Origin of the sequence: Trichocoleus sp. ST-U2 (assembly GCF_039961875.1) — a bacterium.
Lineage (GTDB): Bacteria > Cyanobacteriota > Cyanobacteriia > Cyanobacteriales > FACHB-T130 > FACHB-T130.
Genome location: NZ_JAMPJY010000001.1, coordinates 139785 through 163527, shown reverse-complemented (window position 1 = coordinate 163527; position 23743 = coordinate 139785). Strand labels below are relative to the sequence as shown.

The following is a 23743-nucleotide window of genomic DNA, read 5'->3' as shown; positions in this document are numbered from 1 at the left end:
TTATATTTAAACGCTGCACTATCAGGTGAACTGGCGAGTGGCTTGTCACCACATACTTCCGTTATATCCGAATCCGCTGTATTTGACCATTCAGGACTGCGTGTGCAGATGTTGGGGCAATTTAAAAATTGCCCCGACACAAGGTTTATTCAACCTCAGACACCTCAGCTTCTAGTACGGATTCAGTAGCGATTGCTTCTACTTCCGAATCTTCCGCTTGCGCCGCTTCTAGTGCTTCTGGAGTGTTTGTTTGAGCCTGTTCCTCCGTCTCCTCAGGTGCGAGAGAGCCTTGGGGAACCAGTTCAATCGTGGCGTGTTCTTCCAGCCACTTAATCGCTTTTTCTTTGAGAAGATCGCCTTCGACAATGGTACGCAACCGTTCTAGGTCGATCTCTTGATCGGGGAACTGCTGGAGTAGCTCATTGACTCTGTCTGTCACCTCTTGCGGCTCGGTTTTGAGGGATTCGCGCTGAGCAATCTCCTCAAGTGCCAGAGTTTGTTTGATCCGCTCGATGGCTTCCGGACGCGATCGCACGCCCATTTGTTTTACCATGTCGGGAGTAAACACTTTCTTGACATCCATCCCCATCTGCCCCATCTGGATGATGGTTTGACGAAGCATGGTTTCAACTTCCCGCTGAATCAGGGTTTCCGGCAGGTCAATTTCAACTCTTTTCAAAAGTTCCTTGACAAGTGCTTGCTCTTTATTGGCTGACATTTCTTGATCGGCCTTCTCTCGGAATTTCTTCTCTAAGTCAGCTTGCAATTCAGCCAGGGTTTCAAACTCGCTGACTTCTTGGGCAAAGTCATCATCCACCGCCGGTAACTCTTTTTCCTTGAGGTCTTTGAGCGTGATGGTAAACATCGCTGTGCGACCGGCTAAATCTTGGCGATAATCTTCCGGAAACTTTACTTCTACTTCTTTGCTGTCTCCGGGATTCATTCCCACAATCCCATCGATAAATTCCCTCAAGAACCGCCCTTCTAACAGCTCTATTTGAGCGTCTTCTGCCTGACCCCCACTAATTTCTTCCTGTGCTTCATCTTCTTGTTCGCTGACAAAGCGGCTGGTATAATCGACTACCGCCACATCTCCCATCTGTGCCGGACGACCTGCCACTGGAATTAACGTAGCTTGCTCGACGCGACGCTCTTCTAAAAACTTCTCTATCGCACTGGAGTCATAGGGGACTTCTTCGGCTGTGATAGAGAGGTTGTTGTAATCGCTTAGCTGCACCTGCGGTTGGACATCTACCGCAGCTAAGAAAGTAATAGGTTCTCCAGGTTTAAACTGGCTGACTAATTCCTCGAAGTCAGAACGCAGCTCATAGTTACCAAGCGCCTCAATTGCTTCTTGCTTGAGAGCCTGCTGGAGACCATCTTGAATCAGTTCTTCCAAAGCAGTTGCTTTAATTCGGGTCGTTCCCAGTTGCTGTAGCAGGATCTGGCGAGGCACCTTTCCTTTGCGAAACCCAGGAATATTGGCTGAGCGTGCGAGCTTTTGAATCACCTGCTCGTAGGCATTTTTTGACATATCGGCTGGAATTTCAATTTCCAAGCCAATCTTGCTGGCGGGAAGCTTTTCCTGGGTAACTTTCATCAGTTAACTTCTCTCAAAACTCAGAGCGACAAGGTTGATAACAATTCGAGAGGGCGGGTATTGCAGACGTTTTCGGACGGTCGGTTCAAGCCAAATGGATACAATTTCTGTCTCAACCCCGTGATATCCTAGTTTTGCAACAGTTGGAGCTTTGGTAAATAAAACCTTACCTATCCCTCTCGTTGACATATTTGATGATAGTACATTGACTAAGCCATCGCTCTGTTGCGAATTCAATTTAGCTTGTTCAGGACTGGAAACTTCGACAAAGTCGGTGCTAAGCTGTGTAAAATTTCTTTAGAGATATTCGTTATATAACAAGCAACAGTCAATAAAAAGCGTCTTCCCGTACAAGCTCAAATTTCACGAAAAAAAATATTTAACTGTTTTGGCTCACTCTCATTAAAGCTTTTGACACCTACTATGTATTCAAGAGGAGGAACCATCTTTGTCTGATTCCTATCGCGTTGCCATTCTGGGAGCAACGGGTGCGGTGGGTACGGAGTTGCTAGAACTCCTAGAATCCCGTAACTTTCCGGTTGCTGAGTTGAAACTCTTGGCGTCCCCCCGTTCCGCCGGTCGCACTTTGCAATTTTTAGGCGAAGATTTGCCTGTAGAGGCAGTGGGCGATCGCTCGTTTGATAATGTGGATGTCGTGCTAGCTTCTGCCGGTGGCTCTACTTCTAAAGCCTGGGCATCGAAAGCAGTAGACGCTGGGGCAGTAGTGATTGATAACTCCAGCGCCTTTCGACTCGATCCAGGGGTGCCTCTCGTGGTTCCAGAGGTAAATCCAGAAGCAGCAGCAACTCATCAAGGAATCATTGCCAATCCCAACTGCACGACGATTTTGTTGGCAGTGGCGGTTTGGCCCCTGCATCAAGTGCAGCCAGTCAAACGCATTGTTGCCGCTACGTACCAATCGGCAAGCGGTGCGGGTGCGAGGGCAATGGAAGAAGTAAAAACCCACACTTCAGCAATTTTACGGGGAGAAGACCCGAAACCAGGCATTTTTCCCTACACCTTAGCGTTTAATTTGTTTCCCCATAATTCCCCGATGACCGATCTGGGTTATTGTGAGGAAGAGCTGAAAATGCTTAACGAGACGCGCAAAATTTTCGGTGCGCCCGATCTGCGAGTGACAGCAACCTGCGTGCGGGTTCCCGTACTCCGCGCCCATTCAGAAGCGATTAACCTAGAATTTGAGCAACCCTTCCCAGTAGCAAAGGCAAAGGAAGTGTTAGCGAATGCTCCTGGCGTTAAGTTGGTCGAAAACTGGCAGACCAATTATTTCCCGATGCCTATTGAAGCCAGCGGTCGGGATGAAGTGTTAGTGGGTCGGATTCGGCAAGATATTTCTCATCCTTGTGGGTTAGAACTGTGGCTGAGTGGAGACCAAATTCGCAAGGGAGCGGCTCTTAATGCCATCCAGATTGCCGAATTATTGGTAGAACGGCATCTACTGAAACCAACAACCCCAGCTTTTTCTAAATAGTTTTTTAAGCGATTTACAACAGTAGGGGGCACAGTCGTTGTGTACCTCTACCAACAAACAACCCATCACAAAACTAATCACGAAAACAGGGAGGAGTTCAAAGAGTGTGGTAAATTTTGGGCGCGTTCTCACCGCAATGGTGACGCCGTTTAAAGAAGATGGCAGTGTGAATTACGCTGTTGCAGAGCAACTGGCGGCTCATTTGGCTCAAAATGGCAGCGATGCCTTAGTAGTATGCGGCACGACGGGGGAATCTCCGACGCTAACTTGGGATGAGGAATACGAGTTATTTCAGGTAGTGCAGCGGGCGGTAGCTGGCAAAGCGAAGGTAATCGCAGGTACGGGGTCAAATTCAACCAAAGAAGCGATCGCAGCCACCGAAAAAGCCGCTAAACTAGGATTAGATGGATCTTTACAAGTTGTTCCCTACTACAACAAGCCCCCGCAAGAAGGGTTGTATCAGCACTTCCTCCGCGTCGCCCAATCCTGCCCAGACCTGCCCCTGATCCTCTACAACATACCCGGTCGCACCGGACAGAATCTCCAGCCAGAAACCGTGACTCGTTTAGCAGAGATTCCGAATATTGTGGCAATCAAGGAGGCCAGTGGCAACTTAGACCAAGCGAGTCAAATTCGACGCACTACCCCCGCAGAGTTTCAGATATACGCTGGGGATGATTCCCTGACGCTGCCTTTATTAGCCATTGGGGCTGCTGGAGTTATTAGCGTTGCCAGCCATCTGGTAGGGACTCAGCTCCAACAGATGATCCAAGCCTTTGAAAACGGTCAACCTCAGGTAGCAACCGAGATTCACCTGAAACTTTTTCCCTTATTTAAAGTTTTGTTTTGTTCAACCAATCCTATTCCGGTCAAAGCGGCTCTACAACTGCAAGGTTGGGATGTAGGGGCCACTCGTCCACCACTGTGCCATCTCTCAGAGTCAGATAGGCAAATGGTAGAGGCTGTAATGACTCAGATGGCTTTGATGTAAGGCGACGGTTTTTTGAAAAACTGAATACATCCACAAAGGCAAGAGTAGAAAGGCAAACGGCAAAAAAAGACAAAGTAAAAAGATCAAAGACACAACCTTCTCTTTTTACTTGGGGCTTTTTACGTGCCAAAGCTGCCCTATCTTATGCAAATTTTCAACGATTTTGTATTGATTGACATTGATTGACTTAATAGAAGGAAACAAATGACTAAGAACGAAGTATCTGCACCCATCCTGAATAAGAACGAATCATCCGCACCCATCCTAAATAAGAACGAATCATCTGCCCCCGCCCTGAAAGTGATTCCCCTGGGCGGGCTGCATGAAATTGGAAAGAATACTTGTGTTTTTGAATACAACGACGAAATTGTTCTATTAGATGCTGGATTGGCTTTCCCTAGCGATTCCATGCACGGCGTCAATATCGTCCTGCCCGATATGACTTATCTGCGAGAAAATCGCCACAAGATTAAGGGCATGATCGTCACCCACGGTCATGAAGACCACATTGGGGGAATTGCATATCACCTCAAACAATTTGATATTCCAGTCATCTATGGTCCCCGCCTTGCAATGGCGTTGCTAGAAGGCAAGTTAGAAGAAGCAGGCGTTTTAAACCGCACCACGCTCAAACGGGTAGGACCCCGCGACATGGTGCGAATTGGCGCTTCCTTCTTCGTCGAATTTATTCGCAACACTCACTCCATCGCGGATAGCTTCACCGTTGCTATCCATACTCCAGCTGGCGTCGTCATCCATACGGGTGACTTTAAGATTGACCACACACCCGTAGATGGCGAGTTTTTTGATTTACAGAGGCTGGCTGAATACGGCGAAAAAGGCGTTTTATGCCTGATTAGCGACTCTACAAACTCGGAAGTACCAGGGTTCACCCCTTCTGAGCGCTCAGTTTATCCCAATCTTGAGCGCTTTATCAGTCAAGCAAAGGGACGAGTGCTATTGACGACTTTCGCTTCGTCCGTCCACCGGATCAATATGGTTTTGGAAATCGCCCAAAAACACGGACGGGTGGTATCCGTTGTGGGTCGTTCGATGCTGAATGTGATTGCCCAAGCACGCAATTTGGGTTATATCAAGTGTTCGGACAATCTCTTCCAACCTTTGCAGTCGATTCATCAGCTGCCTGAAGACAAAGTGCTCGTTCTAACTACAGGTTCGCAGGGGGAGCCAATGTCAGCAATGACGCGGATTGCCAACGGCGAACACCGACAAATTAAAGTCCGTAAGGGTGATACGGTGATCTTCTCGGCAAACCCGATTCCGGGAAATACCGTTGCAGTGGTTAACACCATTGATAAGCTGATGATGCAAGGTGCGAATGTCATCTATGGTCGTGATAAGGGGATTCACGTTTCCGGTCACGGCTGTCAGGAAGACCAAAAGCTGATGATTGCTTTGACTCGTCCGAAATTCTTCTTGCCAGTTCACGGCGAGCATCGGATGTTGATTCAGCACTCCAAGACTGCCCAGAGCATGAGCATCCCTGCGGAAAATATGGTGATTATTGACAATGGGGATGTCGTGGAGGTGTCGGAAGATGGCATCCGCGTCAAAGGTAAAGTTCCTTCTGGCATTGAGCTGGTAGATAATTCTGGCGTAGTGAAAGCCAATGTGCTGAAGGAACGGCAGCAGTTGGCTGAGGATGGAATTGTCACGATTGCAGCAGCAGTGAACTGGGAAGGCAAACTGAGTGCTAAGCCGGAAGTTCACCTGCGCGGTGTCGTGACATCAATGGAACGCGATCGCCTACAGGGAATTGTCCGCGAAACCCTAGAATCTCTTTTGAGCGATCGCTGGTCAGAATTCGCCCGCACCTTGGATGATGAACTTTTAGAAGTTGACTGGATAGGGCTGCAAACTCAAATGGAGTCTGCCCTCCAGCGATTGATCCGCCGCGAATTCCAGTCTTCTCGCCCGTTGCTCGTCTTCTTACTGCAAACTCCGGAAGAAGAGCCACCTGCGAAGGCTGCCGGAAGACGCCGCCGCCGTTCGACTGCGAAGGTCGCATCCTAATCAGGCAGATAGGGAGCTTGAGGATCGTTAATGTAGGGCGATCGCGCAGAGCTTCCCTAACGCTAGAAAAGATAACAGTGCAAAATTGTAGTTGGGAATAAAATTCCCTCAGAACTGGCGATCCTTTCTGGATCGCCAGTTTGAATTTGTGCGCTTAGTGATGGTGCAAAATATCAGCTTCTCGACTCGGTTCTGGTTTTTTAGTTAGTTTAGACTTTCCACCGGGTTTTTTTCCACCACCTTTTAAGCGATCGCGTGCCGTCACAATTACGATATACAGAACTGGCACAATGAATAAACTTAAGACAGTGGAGACAATGGTACCGCCTGCGATCGCAGTTCCTAGAGAACGTCGGCTGGCGGCTCCTGCTCCTTCGGGATTTACCAGAGGAGCAATACCCAAGACAAAGGCGAAAGTAGTCATCAGAATTGGTCGCAAACGCTCTTGGGAAGCTTCAACCACCGCCTTGGTTGCTGACATCCCGCTTTCTCGGAGTTGGTTGGCAAATTCTACAATTAAAATTGCATTTTTACTAGCCAAACCAATCAACATTACTAGACCAATTTGGCAATAAACATCATTAGACAACCCGCGCATCGATTGAGCTAACAATGCCCCTAAAATTGCCAGCGGAACTGAAAGCAGAATAATGAAGGGGTCAACATAATTTTCATACTGAGCAGCCAGCACCAAGAACACAAAAATAAGTCCCAAACCAAAAATTATTGGTGCTTGACCGCCAGACTCAATTTCTTCTAGTGAAGTCCCCGACCATTCATAACCTAAACCAACTGGTAAAACCTCTTTGGATACCTCCTCCATTGTCTTAATTGCTTGTCCTGAGCTATAGCCAGGAGCAGCAGAACCAGTGATTTCAATGGAGCGATATAGATTGTAGTGATTAATAGTTTGCGCTCCAGTCGTTGGAGTAACTTTTACCAAATTGCTCAAAGGAATCATCTGATTTTGTTGGGAGCGGACGTACAGATTACCAATATTTTCCGGGTTAGAGCGAAACTGTTTGTCTGCTTGCACGTATACCCGATAATTTCTTTGCTGTAAATTGAAATCATTTACATATTGCGAACCCAAGAATGTTTGCAGTGTATTAAAAATGTCGTCTACCGAAACTTGCAACGCCTTAGCTTTGTTGCGGTCAACTTCGATTAGTAGCTGTGGCGTATTTGCAGCAAAAGTGCTAAACACTTGTTGCAATCCAGGTGTCTGGTTAGCACGACCTAATAGTTGACCCATTGACTGAACCAAAGACTCTAGGGGACTATTACCGCGTTGGTCTTGCAACTGATATTGGAAGCCGCCAAAACTGCCCAAACCTTGAATTGATGGAGGATTAACGGGTAAGACTCTTGCTTCGGTGATACCTGATAGCGTACCAAATAAACTGCCAATAATCGCCTGCACTGACTGCTCTTTTTTATGGCGTTCCTCCCAAGGTTTGAGAGTAGTAAATATAATCCCATTGTTAGAAGTATTACCGCTAAAACTAAAGCCACCTACTACGAAAGTTCCGACTACTTCAGGGTTTTTAAGAATTTCTTTTTCTACCTTGTCCATAACTTCGCCTGTATATTGCAGGGAAACGCCTTCTGGCCCTTGGACAAGCGTGATGAAATAACCCTGATCTTCTTCGGGAAGAAACGCTGTAGGTACGCTCAGATAAAGCCAAGCAGTTATTCCCAAAGAAACGATAAACAACCCGACTACGAAGCCTCGAAAGCGTGTCAGGAAGTTAAGCGATCGCTTGTATCCTCGACGCGTCCAGTCGATCGCTCCATTAATTCGGTCAAAAATCCAGCCAAGCCATCCTCCAGGCTTTTGTCCCTGACGCAATAACAAAGCTGAAAGAGATGGAGTCAATGTAATAGCAATAAAGGTAGAAATAGCAACTGAAAAAGCAATTGTTAATGCAAATTGCTTGTACAGCGCTCCCGTTGTTCCGGGAAAAAATGCAACTGGAACAAACACCGCCATTAGCACCAGTGAAGTTGCAATTAAGGCGCTAAAAAGTTCCCGCATCGCTTCACTTGCAGCTGCACGAGGAGTCATCCCCTTTTGCTGGATCAAGCGATCGATATCCTCAACTACAACGATCGCATCATCAACCACCAACCCAGTAGCTAATGTAATACCAAACAGAGACAAGCTATTAATCGAAAACCCGAATACCTTGATAAAAGCAAAAGTTCCTATCAAGGAAATGGGAATTGTCACTGCTGGAATCAAAGTTGTTCGCCAATCTTGCAAAAAAACAAAGATAACTAAGACGACCAAAACAATCGCTTCAAATAGTGTTTTAACTACTTCTTTGAGCGATTGTTCAACATACAAAGTTGTGTCAAACGCCACCCGATATTGCAAGCCAGGCGGAAAGCGAGTAGCCAGTTTTGCCATTTCTGCTTTCACTGCTCTGGCAACATCCAAAGCATTACTACCGGGAAGCTGAAAAATACCCAAACCTACAGCATCATTGCCTCGAAATCGCAGAAAAGAGCTGTAATTTTCCGCTCCTAATTCTGCTCTCCCCACATCCTTAAGTTTGACAAGCGTGCCGTCAGTATCCGTTTTTAAGACAATTTCCTCAAATTCAGAAGCTTCTGTCAGCCGGCTGACTGCACGCAGGTCAATTTGATACATTTGCCCTTCTGGAGCAGGTTCCTGACCGATTCGCCCAGCACCGACTTGTAAGTTCTGTTCTTGGAGTGCGTTGACTACATCTTGAGCCGTTAAACTACGACTAGCAAGCCGATTCGGGTCTAGCCATAAACGCATAGAATATCGGCGTTCACCGAAAATTTGCACGTCACCAACGCCCTTTAATCTTTTCAGAGAATCTGTTAAATAGAGGTCTGCGTAATTGCTTAAAAATATGTTGTCGTACTCTTTATTTTCGGCGTACAAACCAATTGCTAAGAGGATGTTGCTGGACTGTTTTGTTACCGTGACCCCAGTTTGTTGTACGGCTTGTGGTAGCTGCGGTTGGGCGACGGAAACTCTATTTTGAATATCGACTGCGGCGATATCTTTGTTCCGGGATGAGTCAAAGGTAGCTGTAATTGTACTGGTGCCATCGTTACTGCTGCTCGAACTCAGATATTTTAATCCCTCGACTCCATTAATTTGCCTTTCTAAAATGTTGGTCACAGCGTTTTCTACGACTTCAGCACTAGCTCCGCTGTAGTTAGCCGTAACGTTGATTTGAGTCGGGCTAATTTCTGGAAACTGGGCGATAGGTAGAGTGGGAATACTAATTCCTCCCACTAGCAAAATAACTATGGCGCAGACTGTAGCAAAGACTGGTCGCTTAATGAAGAAATCGGCAAACATATTGTTGGTAATTGGTAATTGGTAATTAGTGGGTATTAAGTATTAGATATTAGAGATTTGTGGAGAAGATTCTCCATTATCCTACCCATTACCTATTACCCATTACTGATTACTTAGACTCAGGAAGAATGGGAGCGCCATCCGACAAATTCTGAAGGCCTGAGATGATAACTTTTTCTCCTGGTTCTAATCCTTCTAGCACTTGATAGTTATTTTTCTGGATCTGACCCAATTTCACGGGCTTTTGCTTAGCCACAAGTTTGGGTTGTCCTGATTGTTCTGGTTGTCCTGGTTGAGGTTGTTGTGTTTGCGCCACAAAAACAAAAGTTGCTCCACCCAAGCGAGAAATAGCGCTAGTTGGGATTAAAACTCCCGGCCGTTCTTGCCAAATCAGATTGGCTTTGATAAATTGTCCATCCCGCAGTTGTCCTTGTGAATTGTCAAAGCTAGCTTTTGCTTGGATGCTTTGAGAATTGCTCGTTACTCTAGGCGAAATGAAGCTAATTTGACCTGTACCTAGCACCTTTCCTTGAGAATCCTTCCCTTCAACTCTCTGCCCCAAGCGTAAATCTGGCCCTCGTTCTAGCGGGATAGATAACCGCAGGTCTAGCGCTTGGTTTTGAGTAACCGTGGCAATCGTATCGCCACTCTTAACGTAGTCCCCTAACTTGACTGGGATAAGTCCGACAACGCCAGCGATGGGGGCGATAATTGTGGCATCTTTCAGTTCTTCATTGGAAAGATTGGCGTTGGCTTCAGCTTGCCGTACCCCTGCTTGCGCTTCGGAAAGGCTGGCTTGAGCTGCCTGAATGCCTTGGTTGCTAGCATTTAAGGCGGCTTGGGCGGCGCGGATATCGCGGGTAACTTGGTCTAGTTGCGCTCTGGGCAACGCGCCTTGCTGTACGAGGGTGGAAGTGCGGCGGAGGTTTTCCTGTTGTAGTTCCACTTCAGCGACACGAGAAGCCCGTTCTGCTTCTAAGGCTTTAATTTGCGAGGCGGCATTGGCACGGGTGGCGCGGGCGGCGTTAACAGCCTGGAGGACGCCAGCTAATTCTGCTTGTCTCTTTTCGCGGCTGAGTTGGACTAAGGGCTTCCCAGCCGGAACCCGATCGCCTTCAGCAACAAAAATCTGACTGACTCGTCCGTCAATTTCAGGCTTTAATACCACTGAACGTTGCGCTTCTAAAGCACCGACAAACTCGGAACTTTCCTGAATTGTCGCTGTCTCTATCGTTGATAGCTTGACAGGAACTCCTTGAGGTTGACCCGCCGCCGCCGCAGTCGCATTCGGTGCATCATTAGCACGGCTATGCCACCACCGCCAACCAAAACCTGCACCGACAATTAAAAGGATAATTCCCAGCGCCACAGACCAACGCTGTCTTTTCCTTGGTTGATACGCAGACTCATCGTTTTCTAGAGCCTGACGATCGTCTGCGATCGCAGACGGTTCTGCGTCAATTGGAACTGGAGACGGGGAATCAGGATCGGGCATTGTCGTTTCCTCTCCTTTTACTTAAGTTTGATAGCAAAGCGCTCTACGCTTACAAAGCGGTACTTAAACGACTTTTAACAACGTCGCGATTGGCTTATATAGTTTTCTTAATCGGCTTGCGCTCATCGCCACCCCACCTCAGCCGGATGATTGCGAAAGAGAGACAGCAGATAACATCTACATATATTAAAATCAAATGCAACTATTAATTGTATCAGATTGATATAAATGCTGGAATTAGCTACTTTAGGTCTACTACAACGCGAACCGCTACATGGCTACCGCCTAAAACAGCAACTAGAGCTGTTCATGAGTGGTTGTATCAGCGTCAACTATGGAGCTATTTATCCGCTCTTGAAGCGCCTGGAAGAACGGGGTGCAATATCAGTGCTGGTAGAGGAGGAAGGAGAAGCGGGTTCGATCCGCAAGATTTACAGCATTACGGATCGAGGGCGCGAGCGATGGATGCACAAAATGATGGAATATCCCCATGAAAGCTGGGTGAATGCTCGCTCTCGCTTCACGATCAAGTTTTTCTTTTTTGGTCACTTAGAACCTGCCAAACGGATTAAGTTGCTGGAGCATCGCTTGATGGTTTGTCGGCTGCGCCTGGAAAGCCAAGAAAGAGAATCGCTGCCAGCAGAACCTTACCAGGCAGAAGTTTGGCACAGATGTAAAGCAGTGATTCAAAGCGAAATCGAATGGTTGAACGAACGACTGGCGTCTGAACGAAGCGAACCCTCTCTGGGAAGTTCGGGGCAAAGCCACGTAGAGGCGGGAATCATCGCCACTTGAGAGACATCGAATACTGCAATCAAATAATGGCAAAGCCATGTCAAGGGAAATACAGGGGCTATCTGCTTTAGGGCTAAGGAAATCAATTATTTCTGGCAGAATGCACCAATATCAGGCTTAGGGTTCTGCATTTTCAGGTTCTTGCCCCAATTCACAAAAATTCGTTTGCCAAGCACATTCGCAACCCAGTATCCTTCTTAAGGTGCTTGAGCTAAAGAAAAGAAGTTTTTCTAACAGCGCAGACCAAATTCAAAAACTTATGCCAAATTCTAGTCATCCGTTTCACTGGGTAGGAACTGGTTTCATGGCTGTGGGTGCGAGTGCAGCGATCGCCATGAGCTGTGCAAAAGTCAGTGTTGCACAAGAAAAGCCTCCGCTTACTCAGCCAAATCCTACTTCCGCTGAAAGTAAGGGAACCCCGTCGGTTGCCCCTACCCCAGCGCTTCCCGCAATCTCTTCCCAGACGCTAAAGGAAGCCGTTAGCCGAGATGGAGCTAGCCCTCCAAATGCAACGGGAGGCAAGACAGACGTTTCCCAGTCGGCTCCAGCACAATCGCCACAAGCACCCGCCACGCTGGAAAGCCTACCCCCTGAATATCTCAACCCCAGCGCTAATCCCCTACAATTTCCGACCAGATCTGAGGAAGTGCAAATTCAAAACTTCCAACGAATTACCCTACAACAAGCTCTGGAGCTGGCACGGCGCAACAATCGGGATTTACAAGTGGCAATTCTTACCCTAGAGCGATCGCGGGCATCCGTGCGAGAATTTCGGGCGGCTGAGTTTCCAACAATCGGCGTAGAATCAAATTTTACTAGGTCAGATTCCCCGAATGCTGAGCTACAAAATCGGCGACAACAGTCATCCCCATTAAACCCATTCTTGGGGAATGACGACGATAATACTGTTTCGACATCCTTTGACACCGGCCTGCAAGTGAGTTACGAACTCTACACCTCCGGGCGGCGCGGGGCACGTATCCGGGCGGCAGAAGAACAGCTGCGATTCGATCAGTTAGAAGTAGAACGCCAGTCCGAGCAACTACGCCTGGATGTCAGCAATGCTTACTACGATCTGCAAGAAGCCGACTCCCAAACTGAGATTTCCCAAGCAGCAGTGACAGATGCCGCCAGGAGTCTCCGGGATGCTCAATTGCTAGAACAAGCTGGACTTGGAACGCGATTTGACGTACTGCGGGCGCAGGTGCAGCTGGCAAATGCCGTGCAGGATCTCACTCGCAGCCGGAGTCAGCAGAGCATTGCCCGCAGGCAATTAACGAGGCTGTTGAGTCTAGGGGAAACCGTTGAGGTGGCGGCAGCAGATGAAATTGAGGTCGCTGGTGAATGGAATCTAACACTAGAACAGAGTATTATCCTCGCCGTGAAAAATCGCGCCGAGCTAGAACAGCTCTTGGCTCGACGGAACATCAGCCAAGAGCAAAGGCGCATTGCCCTGGCGGCAACCAGACCGCAAGTCAACCTCGTTGCCAACTACAGCGTTTTAGGGGTATTAAATGACGATATCGGTCCAGCCGATGGTTTAACCCTGGGGGCGCAATTCCGATGGGATTTTTACGATGGGGGAGCCGCCAGAGCGAGAGCCAGTCAGGAAGAAACGAACATAGCGATCGCTGAAACTCAATTTGCCGACCAGCGCAACCAAATCCGCTTGGAGGTGGAACAAGCTTATTTCAACTTAAGGTCGAATGCCGAGAATATTCAAACTGCCTTTTTTGCCGTTACCCAGGCAGAAGAAAGCTTGCGTCTGGCAGAGTTACGATTTAGATCTGGCGTTGGTACCCAGACAGATGTCATTAGCGCTCAAACCGAGCTAACTCGTGCTAGAGTAAACCGTCTTACAGCGGTTCTGGATTACAATCGCTCTCTGGCAGCTCTCGAACGGGCGATCAGCAATCTCCCAGATAGTCAACTTTTCGATCAGCCCCAATAGGGTGAGCGAAGCAAATCGAGCCTACGGTGTCTCAAAACACCACTGGCATTTCAGTAGAGATCGGCTTTGCTAAATTTGTATAATTTTTTAAGATTTGTTAATAGAAGCGAGGTGAGTTAAAAGGCGGATGGCTAATATTACATTTGTCAATGAAAATCAAGAAGCGATCGCAGCGGATGGGGCTAACTTAAGAGAAAAAGCCCTCCAGAACGGCATTGATATCTATACCTTTAGGGGAAAGATGATGAACTGCGGGGGCTACGGTCAATGCGGTACCTGCATTGTGGAAATTGTGGAAGGTATGGAAAATCTTTCGCCTCGCACTGAGGTGGAAAATCGCAAACTGAAGAAAAAGCCAGAAACCTATCGCTTAGCTTGTCAAACTCTTGTAAATGGCCCAACAAGTGTGAAAACAAAGCCGCGATAAAAAATTGAAGGTTTATTAACGCAAAGATCGCAAGGATTTCGCAAAGTTACGCAAAGGCAATGATAAATTCTCTGCCGGACTCTGCGATTCCTTTGCATCCTCTGCGTTTAAGTTTTCTCGCTCTACTGCCTAGAACCATCCTCCTAGCGGCACTAGCTTGAGAAATTCTTGCTTGATCTTTTGATAAATTGGAATCTTCCCGGTTGGATGTGAGCATACCCGGTCGTACCTAAAAAGTCGTACCTAAAAATAAGGGAACATCTTGAGATTGCATCGCATCGCTTCAGAACTTTCCCAACCGATGCACAGAAGCACCAGAAGCGCCGATGATTGGTCGTGAAATTCGGCAATTATGGGTCGGAAAACCAAGGAAATATCCCATTCTATTTGTGGTCGAACAAGATGTCGTAGCCGTTCTTCATGTTCGGCACAGTCGCCAAGCTTATTTGGGTGACGAGTCTGAGTAAGGTTGTTGCGTAAAATATGCGATCGCTTTTCTCTTTGCTTTAAGAATCAAGTGCGATCGCGAAGGGCCGACCTGTCGGTTCGCTTTTTATATTGGTGAGAGCGCGATCGCCTCAATGTCTGCTCCAGGAGAGCGATCGCGCTTGCATGGGAAAATGCGATCGCTATTTTGGCTTCTTGGACTCGCACTCTCCTCAAGAAAGACACCGGATGATATGCTTAAGGGTGGTGCTTTAAAGTTAATTAGAGGCTGGGTTCAATGCAAGTTAACGATCTTGGTTTTGTCGCCAGCATCCTGTTTGTGCTGGTTCCCACAGTTTTCTTGTTGATTCTGTACATCCAAACTGCTAGCCGCGAAAGCAACAAGAATCCTTAATTATCTGTATCGAACAAAATCCCCCCGCTGTAGTACGGACAAGGCTCTTGCCATGTCCTTCTGGCGAGGGGAATTTTTTTATGGTTAGGCTTGGCTTAGGTTTAGCGTTTCTTAGGTAGTCGCTGTGCGTCCTAAGAGAACGGGACAATTTGCATAGACTCGCACGTAGTCGGATAGCGAGGTTCCCAGCAAGCGATCCAAATCTGGTAAACCTTTGGCAATCGAAGGACGGCGATCGGGAGAACCCAGCATTAACAAATCAACATTTGATTCCTCTGCCAAACGACAGATTTCCGGGCCTGCTTTACCATTTCCGGTGACACACTTATAAGAAATGCCTTGTTTTTTAGCGGCAGCGATCGCAGGAGCAAGTACAGGATCTTTTTCAGCGTTAGCGGCTTCTTCAAAACCTGTCCGAGCTTTGTTGACGTGAACCAGAACCAACTGCCCACCCTTTTTATCTCGCAACAGAAACAAAGCCAGATTTAAGCATTGTTGTGCCGATTCTGAGCCGTCCATTGCAACCATGATGCGGTTGATTTTCTTGACGTAAATATCGTCTTTCACCAACAACATTGGGCGGGAAGACAATTGGAAAACATATTGGCTGACCGAATTTTCTAAAATGGATTCCAGACGCTTCAGACCCCGCGAACCCATAATAATCAAATCAGCATTTATTTCTTCTGCTACCTGGCAAACCGTATCCTTCGGATCGCCCTGCCTCAGCATGGTGTTAACGTGATTTGGGTCTAGGTTCAGAGTCTGGATGGCTGTAGCGAGAATCCTGCCTCCCTCTTCCCACTTTGAAGTCATGGACTCAGTGGTAATTTGAGAAGGAACGACGTGCAAGATAGTGACTGCTGCCCGTTGGATCGAAGGCAGTTCTATCAAAGCCTTGAGCATCTCTTCAGAATGTCCAGTTCCAGAGTCTGCTAACAAAATTTTTTCAATCATCGAAATGCCTCTTTATCAGAAAAAATCGCTCTGTTTTTATTGCTTTCTGACCCAATGAATCGGGAAGTAGATGTTGATGAAAGTGTGATAACTGCTAACAACAGTAACCGATTTATCTGGGAAGTGAGTTTTTCATCATTCAGCATACTTCTGATAGTGCCGTTAATTTTTAACGATTTATGACACTGCTTTAATAAGCGCAAAAAATATTCATTAATTTTTGTAACCTAATTAATCGGAACACGTCAAAGGAGCATCTACACTCGCTGTTTCTTAGAAAATTTGCTAGTCATCAAACTTCTGACGCTTTTTCTCTTTGACGCCCTACAACAAGATAGACATCAACCATTTGCTGTTTGCCCTTCAGTGGCAATGGTCCCCAAGATTCAACCAGAAACTGGTTATCAAGATGAACCAGGGTTTCCTTGCCGATCAGGACGCGGCAGTTGCTTGGTTGGCGGTGTTTCTCGCAACTTTCCAGGCGAGCGGCAGTATTAACGCTGTCGCCAATGACGCCATATTCTAGGCGGTCTTTGCCTCCTAAGCTGCCAACGACGACGGGACCCGTAAAAATTCCGATTCGCATCTGGATGACTGGCAAGCCACGAGTTTTCCAGTTTTGGTTCAATTCCTCCAGAATTTCGCCGATTGCTAGAGCGCATTCTATCGAGCGCTGGGCATCAAGAGCGACTTCCTCCTTGTGGATGCGATCCATCGGCACACCAAACACAGCCATGAAGCCATCCCCGGTAAATTTGTTGATAATGCCTTCATGGTCGATGATTTCGTGGGTGACGACATCCAGCATTTCATTTAACCATTCCAGCAAAGCTTCCGGAGGCATTTGTTCGGCAATGGTACTGAAATCTTTGATATCTGCAAACATCATGGTTGCGATTAGCTTAATTCCTGGTAATTTCCCAGATTTGATCAAGCGATCGCGTCCTTTCCAAAGAGCTTTGGCAACTTCCGGTGAAGTATTCTGTCCCAAAAGCTTCATGATAATTTGTTGCTGCTGCTGTGCATCATAAGAGCGGTAGGTGATAACTACCCCGCTGGTGAGGATAAATCCCAGTACGGGAGCCGACAGAGGCACCCATCCTTGCACAGTAAATAGATAGAAGCAGGTGCCCAACAGAACCCCCAAACCAACGCCGCAGCCCAAAATTAAGACAACGGGATGCCGCAACCACCAAGCCGCGATCGCGCCGAGCAGTGTCCATCCGACAATCCATAACACCTCTACCCGTTCATCCCAGAACCAAAATAGGGGTCGCTCCCCCGTGGCAGCGTCAAGGAATTGGCTGACCATCTGGGCATGAACCAAGACGCCGGGCATCTTGGCGATTGTCTTTTCGGCTGGGCTGTAGGGGGTTGAGAAAGTATCTTTGGCGCTGGGTGCCGTTGTGCCAATCAGCACAATCTTGTTTTTCACCCAGTTCGGGTCAATCTGTCCCTTTAATACTTGGGTGAGCGTAACTTGCCGCGCCACGTTTGAAGATCGGTAATTTAGCAGAACTTGGTATCCCCGCGGGTCGATGTTGTGATACCCGCCAGAGTTTTGTTGGAGCGGGACAAATACCGCTTTTGCCAGTTGAATATAATCGGGATTTTGTTGGCTGGACTCTGGTGTGATGCCTACACTTTCTAAGTAAGCGATCGCTAGCCGTAGGGAAAACGAGAAATAAGTGCTTGTATCATCCGAGACAAACAATAGATTGCGACGGACAACGCCATCCGGATCGAGCAGCAAATCGTTAAAACCAACTCGATCCTCTGGAAAGCCCGGCGGCGGCGACACCAGTTCCAGCTCCGTATCGCCAAATTTCTTAATGGCAAAGATATTTTTTTCCCGGAGTTGCACCTTAAGTTCGGCATTTCCTGGTTGTTGCGGGATTTCCCGATACACATCTAAGCCAATTACTTGAGGCTGCAATGATTGCAACTTTGCCAATAGCTGCGCCATTGTCCGGTCGGATAAAGGCCATTGTTTCTGAGTGCGAATGTCGCCTTCTGTAATGCCCACAACTAAGAGCCGAGGGTCGGGACCTGGATCGGAATGTAACCGCACCAGTTGGTCTAAAGCGACGAGTTCTAGAGGTTGTAGACCGCCCAAATGACGCACTCCTAAAACGAACCCGCTCACAACAAGACTAGCGATCGCTACCACTCGCACACCCGTGAATTCCGACAACGCAATCTTGAGGTGATCGCTTAGATCCAATAGCGTGGATGTCTGGGACTTAAAAAAGCCTTTCATCATCGCCCTAGCCTTAGCGGAGCTAACATGGGGAGAAACAGAGGCAAAGACAGAGCCATAGCATTTTCTACTGTAGCTTTTGGGCTAATTTCGGGAATTGAAAACTGGTAAATTTACCGACTGCTGATTTGGCATTACCACATTATGGCACTTGGACAGTGACGGGCTACACCCCTCATTCTGGGTAAACAGTCAGGAATCATGGAAAAAGAAAAAATTGCTAATTTCTAGAAATGGGTTCGATCGAAATGGGAAAGCGACTTACAAATATCGCCAACCCTATACAAGTCAATCTTTATAGACGACTTCTTTCCCACAACAAGATTACCGAATGCAGTTATTTCCACCTTCTCCCTAGAAGCCTCTGAAGTTCCTATCCTGCCTAATCTGTACTCTCTTGAGAGGAAGGAATTAAGGGCTACCAACCACTGAATCATCCCGGCTTTGGACTGACAACACATCCAAAGTGGGAGGTTATCATAGGGTGAATGTTGATATTTCTTAAAAAAAGTTATCAATGCAGTTTTCCCCCTCTGGTATGTCCGAAATCAAGAACTCCGCGATCAAAAAGGTGTTCTTTGGTCATGAGCCGACTCCTGAGTTATGCGCCATTCTAACGGTCTATTTGGTGCAGGGAATCTTGGGTTTAGCGCGTCTAGCAGTCAGCTTTTTTCTCAAAGATGAACTGTCGCTAAGTCCGGCTCAAGTTTCGGCTTTGATGGGCATTGCTGCCATTCCTTGGGTGGTAAAGCCGTTATTTGGTTTTCTGTCAGATGGTCTACCGGTGTTTGGCTACCGGCGGCGACCCTATCTGATTTTATCTGGACTATTGGGAGCGATTTCCTGGTTTAGTCTGGCAACGATTGTGCATACAGCTTGGGCGGCGACAGTGGCGATCGCGCTTTCGTCCCTCTCGGTAGCGGTTAGCGATGTAATTGTAGACTCGCTGGTGGTAGAACGAGCCAGGGCAGAGTCTCAGAGTGATGCCGGTTCCCTGCAATCCCTCTCCTGGGGTGCCTCATCGCTGGGAGGCTTAGTAACTGCGTATTTTAGCGGTTTCCTTTTGCAACACTTCGGGAGCCATACTATTTTTGCCATTACCGCTGGTTTCCCCTTAATCGTGTCAGCGGTTGCTTGGTTAATTGCAGAAGAGCCAATTAGCGATCGCCCGGATGTCTCCACCGTTGCCAACCAGATCAAACAACTGGGAAAAGCGGTTAGCCAAAAATCAATCTGGCTACCAACCGCCTTTCTGTTCCTTTTGCAAGCCACACCGACCGCAGATAGTGCCTTTTTCTACTTCACTACCAACGAACTAGGGTTTGAGCCAGAATTTTTGGGACGGGTACGTCTCGTCACCAGTCTCGCCTCCCTGCTCGGAATTGCAATTTTTCAACGATTTCTCAAAGCCGTCCCCTTTCGCACCATTTTCACCTGGACAACGATCATCGCAGCGGCACTCGGAATGACCACGCTGCTGCTGGTAACTCATACCAACCGCTCTTTAGGCATCGACGATCGCTGGTTCAGCCTGGGAGACAGTCTGATTCTGACCGTTATGGGGCAGATTGCTTATATGCCCTTGTTGGTACTCGCGGCGCGGCTATGTCCGCCTGGAGTAGAAGCAACCTTGTTTGCGCTGCTGATGTCGGTGACAAATATGGCAGGGTTATTGTCCCACGAACTGGGAGCCGTCCTCACCTATTGGCTGGGCATCACCGAAAGGAATTTTGACCATCTCTGGCAGTTGGTCGTGATTACGAATCTATCAACCCTTTTGCCGCTGCCACTGATTGGTTGGCTACCCGCAGGCAAACCGGAAACTGAGCCATCTGGCGAGATGCCAAGCTTGCAACCGTCATCAGCCATACATATTCAGTCAGCCCCCATTCAGCATCGGGAACGGTCTTTTGTTCCTGACTTTCTTCCAGAACTCATCCCCACAGTAGAAGAACCCGCCGACTAAAAGAGGAAGGATCGAGAGTAGGCAGTGCTGATTCCGCTTCCCGTTTCAGACTGGAAACGGTTTCAGACTGGAAACGAAAATCAGAAAGCTGCTGCACTCACTAGGCGGATGCAATGAAATTGAAGATTTTCGTCGGTTGGGACGCCAGGAAACCCAACACCTGCATAGGGTAGCGATCGCTATCCCATCCGACAAATCATTCATCCGTGCGACTTAACGTGCAGCGGCGCTAACACGTCTGTTTTAGTTCACGATCGCGTCACGAGTTTTTCTAAGCCGAACTGTTTAATATGCAAATACCCACACCAGAACGCTTTCCGGTGCCCACAGAGGTGCCCGATCAACTTCCCTACCACATTAAAAAGTGGCAAAAGGGCTATGAATCTTTGCCGCAAGAATTCGATTATTGGATTGATGACATTGAAGGGGAGATTCCCGCAGAACTAGAAGGAACGCTGTTTCGGAATGGCCCCGGGTTGCTAGATGTCAAGGGTCAACGCATCCATCACCCATTTGATGGAGATGGCATGATTGCCAAGATCGCCTTTTCAGAAGGTCGCGCCCACTTTCGCAATCGCTTTGTCCGCACACAGGGCTATGTGGAAGAACAGAAAGCCGGTAAAATTCTCTATCGCGGCGTCTTTGGCACTCAGAAGCCCGGTGGTTGGCTAGCCAATGCTTTTGATGTGAAACTCAAAAATATTGCCAACACCAACGTCATTTACTGGGGGGGCAAACTCCTGGCGCTTTGGGAAGCTGCCGAACCTCATCTTTTAGACCCCAACACCTTAGAAACCCTAGGGAAAGAATATTTGGACGGGGTTTTGCAAAATGGTGACGCCTTTGCCGCCCACCCTCGCATTGACCCTAAATGCGATCGCCAGGGTGGTGCCCCTTGCCTGGTGAACTTTGCCATTAAACCGGGTCTTTCCAGCACCATCATCATCTATGAATTAGACGCGGCTGGCAAAGTTGTGCAGCAGAACTCTCACAGCGTTCCTGGCTTTGCCTTCATCCACGATTTTGCGATTACGCCCAATTACTGCATCTTCTTCCAAAATCCCGTTTCCTTCAACCCGGTGCCTTTCCTGCTGGGATTTCGCGGTGCGGGTGAGTGTGTCAAGTTCCAGCCGGAGCAACTCACTCGGATTGTGGTGATTCCCCGCAACCCCCAACCAGGGGAAAAAATGCAAATTTTTGAAACTCAGTCGGGTTTTGTCTTCCACCATGCCAATGCCTTTGAGCAAGGGGACGAAATTTGTATTGACTCAATTTGCTATGAGTCTTTTCCAGAAGTTGAGCCGGAATCAGACTATCGGGAGGTAGACTTTCAGGCGCTATCCCCCGGACAAATGTGGCGGTTCCAGTTTAATTTAAAGGATAAAGATAAAACGGTACGGCGGAGGCTTTTAGAAAGCCGTTGCTGCGAGTTTCCCTTCGTTCATCCCGAACGAGTCGGACGCCCTTATCAGTATCTATATCTGGGTGCAGCTCATGCTGCCGAGGGCAATGCGCCTCTCCAAGCTATCCTCAAGGTGGATTTAGAATCAGATTGTCGCCAACTCTGGAGTGCAGCACCCCAAGGCTATGTTAGCGAACCGATCTTTGTCCCTCGTCCGGGTGCTACCTGTGAAGATGAGGGTTGGGTTTTGACGTTAGTTTACGACTCTACTCACCACCGCTCTGATGTCGTTATTTTAGATGCCGCACACGTCGATCGAGGCCCGGTGGCGCGATTGCACTTGAAGCATCATATTCCTTATGGGTTGCATGGCAACTTTACGTCCCACTGCTTTGCGCCCAGCCACTAAATATCTAGTCAGCCAATTTTGGATTTTAAAGCGGTTATGGAGGAGCGATCGCTCCTCTAAAAGCTAAAATTGGCTGACCGTTGTAGTATAAAGCTTTGCAAACCTAGTAATCTCCACCTTCTCTTTTGCACAAAGATAGGCTACTTTTGGCTGAAGTATCCCAAGCGGAGCTGGGATGAAATTCAGCATCGTTATTACGACTTATAATCGCCTTTCCTTGCTAAAACGGGCAATTGACACCTCTCTTGCCCAAACATTCCCCTGTGAAGTCATTGTTGCGGATGACTGCTCCTCGGATGGCACCCAAGCCTATGTAAGCGATTTAGTGGCAGCGCTTCGTGCCAAAGGTGACGAACGCCTCGTTTATCACCGCAATCAGATTAACCTGGGTCACTCGGCGACGATGAATGCTGGAGTGCAGCTTGCTAAAGGCGAGTGGATTAAGCCGGTTGATGATGATGACTATTTAGCACCGAATTTTATAGAGGAAATGAATCGGGCGATCGCGCTGTGTCCAAACGCTGTCATTGCCTCTTGTCAGGCGGCGCAGGTTGATGTCAACGAGGTCGAACTTTACAGAACCCGACAAATTGGTCCCGGCAAAGCTTTCTCTATTCCCCAAGAAGACCTTCATTTTGGGATGCTACTAGAACTTATCCCTTTTGGCACTCCCATTCAAGTTGTCTTCGCTCGTTGGGCTTTTCTGAAATCCGGCGGCTGGGATTCTAGCTTAGATGCGAACTTTGATGACATTGATTCTTGGATCAAAATTGCCCAGTTTGGAGATGCTGTTTTTGTAAATCAGTGCCTTGCTTATCGTACGATTTGGCCTGGAGCTTACAATCAAAAGTTTCCTCTTAAAACGAGGATGGATACTAATATTTTGATGAAGAAAAAAATCTATGCTTTGGTGAGTGAAACTCACCGTGCTGAAACTCCACCAATTAAAAATATTCAAGCTTATCTTAAACTACATTGGAGTCTGGTGGCACTTAAGCAAGGAAAAATATTAAGTGCCATAAAAATGGCATTCCCCTCAGTTTTTTCACTGAGTGCATGGAAGCTTTTAGTAATTAATAATCTATCGAATCCTCGGCAAGTCTTCTTGGCTCAAAAGCAAGTTGATACCAATAGTTCGCTGTCTAAATCGATTCCTTATTCGGAATCTATTCATGGCTCTATTGTTCCAAAGAATCGGTTTAAAACAGCACAGCTTCAAGAATTACGCATTTCTCTAAAATTCCGCTGTAGCCGGATTGCTTTCAAGCAAGGAGAATTTTTCAGCGCTACTAAAATGGCTGTAAATGGTGTCGTTTCGCTAGGTGCATGGAAGATTTTCGGGATAACGGATTTTCCTCAATCTCTTAGTAAGAAACCCCCGATTCAAAATCGGCTACTAGATAAAAATATTCTAGTGATGGAAAAAATCTATGCTTTAGTTAGCGAAAAACACCAATCTACTATTTCCAACCTTCAAGACTGGCAAGCTTATTTCAAACTGCGTGCAGGGTTTTTAGCGATTCGGCAAGGAAAATTGGCGATCGCGTCTCAAATGGCATTCCCGGCTATATTTTCCTTTGCTGCCTGGAAATTATTAGTAAAAGTTATCTTATTGCGGCAGCGTCATCATAAAGAACCCTTGATTCGCAGGTTAGTGCTATACAGATTACCAGAAGGCAAAACTAAGGATTGAATGGGGAAGTAGTACATTTCAAGATTTGGAAAAATATTTTCCTCTGCCCCTCTGCCTCAATCGCCTTTTTTTACTTCTAAATAA

At 47.5% G+C, this 23743-nt stretch carries 16 protein-coding genes and 1 pseudogene; 11 read left to right on the top strand and 6 right to left on the bottom strand.

The window, feature by feature from the left end; all coding sequences use genetic code 11:
* Positions 1 to 145: 145 nt before the first annotated feature.
* A complete protein-coding gene (gene tig / locus NC996_RS00635) occupies positions 146 to 1600 on the bottom strand; it encodes a trigger factor (RefSeq protein ID WP_190683257.1) in 1455 nt (484 codons plus the stop codon).
* Positions 1601 to 2048: 448 nt separating this feature from the next.
* Here tig and NC996_RS00630 point away from each other — a divergent pair, with 448 nt between their 5' ends.
* From NC996_RS00630 to NC996_RS00620, 3 genes are all read left to right on the top strand, one after another.
* Positions 2049 to 3092: an aspartate-semialdehyde dehydrogenase gene (locus tag NC996_RS00630; protein ID WP_190414675.1), complete on the top strand. Its 1044-nt coding sequence runs from the start codon at positions 2049 to 2051 to the stop codon at positions 3090 to 3092.
* 106 nt (positions 3093 to 3198) lie between these two features.
* Complete coding sequence (dapA, locus tag NC996_RS00625) at positions 3199 to 4083, top strand: 4-hydroxy-tetrahydrodipicolinate synthase (RefSeq protein ID WP_190683254.1); 885 nt, start codon at positions 3199 to 3201, stop codon at positions 4081 to 4083.
* A gap of 204 nt (positions 4084 to 4287) precedes the next feature.
* Complete coding sequence (locus NC996_RS00620) at positions 4288 to 6117, top strand: ribonuclease J (protein WP_190429051.1); 1830 nt, start codon at positions 4288 to 4290, stop codon at positions 6115 to 6117.
* 154 nt (positions 6118 to 6271) lie between these two features.
* Here NC996_RS00620 and NC996_RS00615 read toward each other — a convergent pair whose 3' ends face one another.
* On the bottom strand, positions 6272 to 9463 hold the full coding sequence (locus tag NC996_RS00615; protein WP_190683251.1) for an efflux RND transporter permease subunit: 3192 nt from the start codon (positions 9461 to 9463) through the stop codon (positions 6272 to 6274).
* 109 nt (positions 9464 to 9572) lie between these two features.
* Complete coding sequence (locus NC996_RS00610; RefSeq protein ID WP_190429053.1) at positions 9573 to 10958, bottom strand: efflux RND transporter periplasmic adaptor subunit; 1386 nt, start codon at positions 10956 to 10958, stop codon at positions 9573 to 9575.
* 228 nt (positions 10959 to 11186) lie between these two features.
* On the opposite strand from NC996_RS00610, the gene NC996_RS00605 reads away from it, so the two are divergent.
* The 4 genes from NC996_RS00605 (at position 11187) to NC996_RS00590 (ending at position 14598) form a co-directional block, all read left to right on the top strand.
* Complete coding sequence (locus NC996_RS00605; RefSeq protein WP_190683249.1) at positions 11187 to 11753, top strand: PadR family transcriptional regulator; 567 nt, start codon at positions 11187 to 11189, stop codon at positions 11751 to 11753.
* 259 nt (positions 11754 to 12012) lie between these two features.
* Positions 12013 to 13704: a TolC family protein gene (locus NC996_RS00600; protein WP_242037141.1), complete on the top strand. Its 1692-nt coding sequence runs from the start codon at positions 12013 to 12015 to the stop codon at positions 13702 to 13704.
* Between the two features lie 127 nt (positions 13705 to 13831).
* Positions 13832 to 14131 carry a 2Fe-2S iron-sulfur cluster-binding protein gene (locus tag NC996_RS00595; RefSeq protein ID WP_190414681.1) on the top strand — a complete coding sequence of 100 codons (300 nt, stop codon included), beginning with the start codon at positions 13832 to 13834 and terminating at the stop codon, positions 14129 to 14131.
* A 326-nt stretch (positions 14132 to 14457) separates the two neighbouring features.
* On the top strand, positions 14458 to 14598 hold the full coding sequence (locus tag NC996_RS00590) for a hypothetical protein (RefSeq protein WP_190528176.1): 141 nt from the start codon (positions 14458 to 14460) through the stop codon (positions 14596 to 14598).
* Between the two features lie 46 nt (positions 14599 to 14644).
* Here NC996_RS00590 and NC996_RS00585 read toward each other — a convergent pair whose 3' ends face one another.
* Positions 14645 to 14785 (bottom strand): hypothetical protein, encoded by a 141-nt coding sequence (locus NC996_RS00585; protein ID WP_190683246.1) that lies wholly within the window; start codon positions 14783 to 14785, stop codon positions 14645 to 14647.
* Positions 14786 to 14855: 70 nt separating this feature from the next.
* On the opposite strand from NC996_RS00585, the gene psbM reads away from it, so the two are divergent.
* Positions 14856 to 14972, top strand: coding sequence for a photosystem II reaction center protein PsbM (gene psbM, locus NC996_RS00580; protein ID WP_190414683.1), 117 nt, complete (start codon positions 14856 to 14858; stop codon positions 14970 to 14972).
* 111 nt (positions 14973 to 15083) lie between these two features.
* Here psbM and NC996_RS00575 read toward each other — a convergent pair whose 3' ends face one another.
* Complete coding sequence (locus NC996_RS00575; RefSeq protein WP_190414684.1) at positions 15084 to 15929, bottom strand: universal stress protein; 846 nt, start codon at positions 15927 to 15929, stop codon at positions 15084 to 15086.
* Positions 15930 to 16221: 292 nt separating this feature from the next.
* Positions 16222 to 18192 (bottom strand): adenylate/guanylate cyclase domain-containing protein, encoded by a 1971-nt coding sequence (locus NC996_RS00570; RefSeq protein WP_242037464.1) that lies wholly within the window; start codon positions 18190 to 18192, stop codon positions 16222 to 16224.
* A 514-nt stretch (positions 18193 to 18706) separates the two neighbouring features.
* Between NC996_RS00570 and NC996_RS00565 the strand changes: the two genes are divergently transcribed.
* From NC996_RS00565 to NC996_RS00555, 3 genes and pseudogenes are all read left to right on the top strand, one after another.
* Positions 18707 to 20155: a folate/biopterin family MFS transporter gene (locus NC996_RS00565; RefSeq protein ID WP_190414685.1), complete on the top strand. Its 1449-nt coding sequence runs from the start codon at positions 18707 to 18709 to the stop codon at positions 20153 to 20155.
* A gap of 290 nt (positions 20156 to 20445) precedes the next feature.
* Positions 20446 to 21966, top strand: coding sequence for a carotenoid oxygenase family protein (locus tag NC996_RS00560; RefSeq protein ID WP_190683243.1), 1521 nt, complete (start codon positions 20446 to 20448; stop codon positions 21964 to 21966).
* 175 nt (positions 21967 to 22141) lie between these two features.
* Positions 22142 to 23035: pseudogene (locus tag NC996_RS00555) on the top strand (glycosyltransferase family A protein); the annotation flags it as partial.
* Positions 23036 to 23743: the final 708 nt, after the last annotated feature.